The 1,138-nt window shown below is 48.2% G+C and carries 3 protein-coding genes; all 3 read right to left on the bottom strand.

Annotated elements, in window-relative coordinates:
• The 3 genes from csoS1 (J3998_RS13045) to csoS1 (J3998_RS13055) all read right to left on the bottom strand — a co-directional run bounded on the left by csoS1 (J3998_RS13045) (position 1) and on the right by csoS1 (J3998_RS13055) (position 995).
• Positions 1-306 carry an alpha-carboxysome major shell protein CsoS1 gene (gene csoS1 / locus J3998_RS13045; RefSeq protein WP_208151103.1) on the bottom strand — a complete coding sequence of 102 codons (306 nt, stop codon included), beginning with the start codon at positions 304-306 and terminating at the stop codon, positions 1-3.
• Between the two features lie 75 nt (positions 307-381).
• Positions 382-672, bottom strand: coding sequence for an alpha-carboxysome major shell protein CsoS1 (gene csoS1, locus J3998_RS13050; protein ID WP_481924065.1), 291 nt, complete (start codon positions 670-672; stop codon positions 382-384).
• Between the two features lie 38 nt (positions 673-710).
• Positions 711-995 carry an alpha-carboxysome major shell protein CsoS1 gene (gene csoS1 / locus J3998_RS13055; RefSeq protein ID WP_208151105.1) on the bottom strand — a complete coding sequence of 95 codons (285 nt, stop codon included), beginning with the start codon at positions 993-995 and terminating at the stop codon, positions 711-713.
• Positions 996-1,138 lie beyond the last annotated feature (143 nt).

The raw sequence follows: 1,138 nt of genomic DNA on the forward strand, positions 1-1,138 counted from the left end.
TTATAGACGTGTCGCTGTTGCGTTGCCCATTACTAGTACAGGCTCAACTTCGTTGTGCGGACGTGCAATGATGTGCGCTGCAACTAGACCGTCACCAACACGTTCACATGCGTCTGCACCAGCACGTACCGCTGCGTTTACCGCACCAGTTTCACCACGTACCATAACCGTTACGTAACCACCGCCAACGAATTCGCGGCTAACTAGACGAACTTCTGCCGCTTTAGTCATTGCATCTGCAGCTTCAATCGCTGGTACTAGACCACGGGTTTCGATCATCCCTAAAGCAATACCATAATCACTCATGGATTGACTCCTTAAAATTAGTAGTTTGGAGAGAATAAGTCAGGATTGCTCGTGACTTATTCGACACTCTGTTGATTACTCAGCTGCAGTTAGAACTGGCTCAACTTCTTTGTGAGGACGTGCAATGATGTGCGCTGCAACAAGACCGTCACCTACGCGTTCACATGCGTCTGCACCAGCACGTACCGCTGCATTTACCGCACCCGTTTCACCACGTACCATTACAGTTACGTAACCACCACCAACGAATTCACGTGATACTAGACGTACTTCTGCTGCTTTTGTCATAGCATCTGCTGCTTCGATCGCTGGAACTAGGCCGCGAGTTTCGATCATACCTAATGCAATACCGTAATCACTCATGATTTTCTCCTTGAATAAAGATTTTACTTAACGTTTTTAAATTACTTAGCCGTTAGAACTGGCTCAACTTCTTTGTGAGGACGCGCGATGATGTGCGCTGCTACTAGGCCGTCACCTACACGCTCACATGCGTCTGCACCTGCACGTACTGCTGCGTTTACTGCACCAGTCTCGCCACGTACCATTACAGTTACGTAACCGCCACCAACGAATTCACGGCTTACTAGACGTACTTCCGCTGCTTTGGTCATCGCATCTGCTGCTTCAATTGCTGGAACTAGGCCACGGGTCTCGATCATGCCTAAAGCAATACCATATTCACTCATCGGTTTCTCCTTTCGAGTTTTTTAAATCAGTTTTTGTTTGGGTTGATGATGTCCTGCCAATTATCAATAATGCCGGACACCGTTAAATCGGTTAATAGTCGTTTTGCCCCAGCCGCATCGCGTGCCGCTGAGTTGGCGATGGT

The organism is Thiomicrorhabdus marina (genome assembly GCF_017571465.1).
Classification (GTDB): domain Bacteria; phylum Pseudomonadota; class Gammaproteobacteria; order Thiomicrospirales; family Thiomicrospiraceae; genus Thiomicrorhabdus; species Thiomicrorhabdus marina.

Coding starts and splice junctions, on each gene's coding strand:
- csoS1 (WP_208151105.1), bottom strand. CDS start 995: ATGAGTGAATATGGTATTGCTTTAGGCATGATCGAGACCCGTGGCCTA.
- csoS1 (WP_208151103.1), bottom strand. CDS start 306: ATGAGTGATTATGGTATTGCTTTAGGGATGATCGAAACCCGTGGTCTA.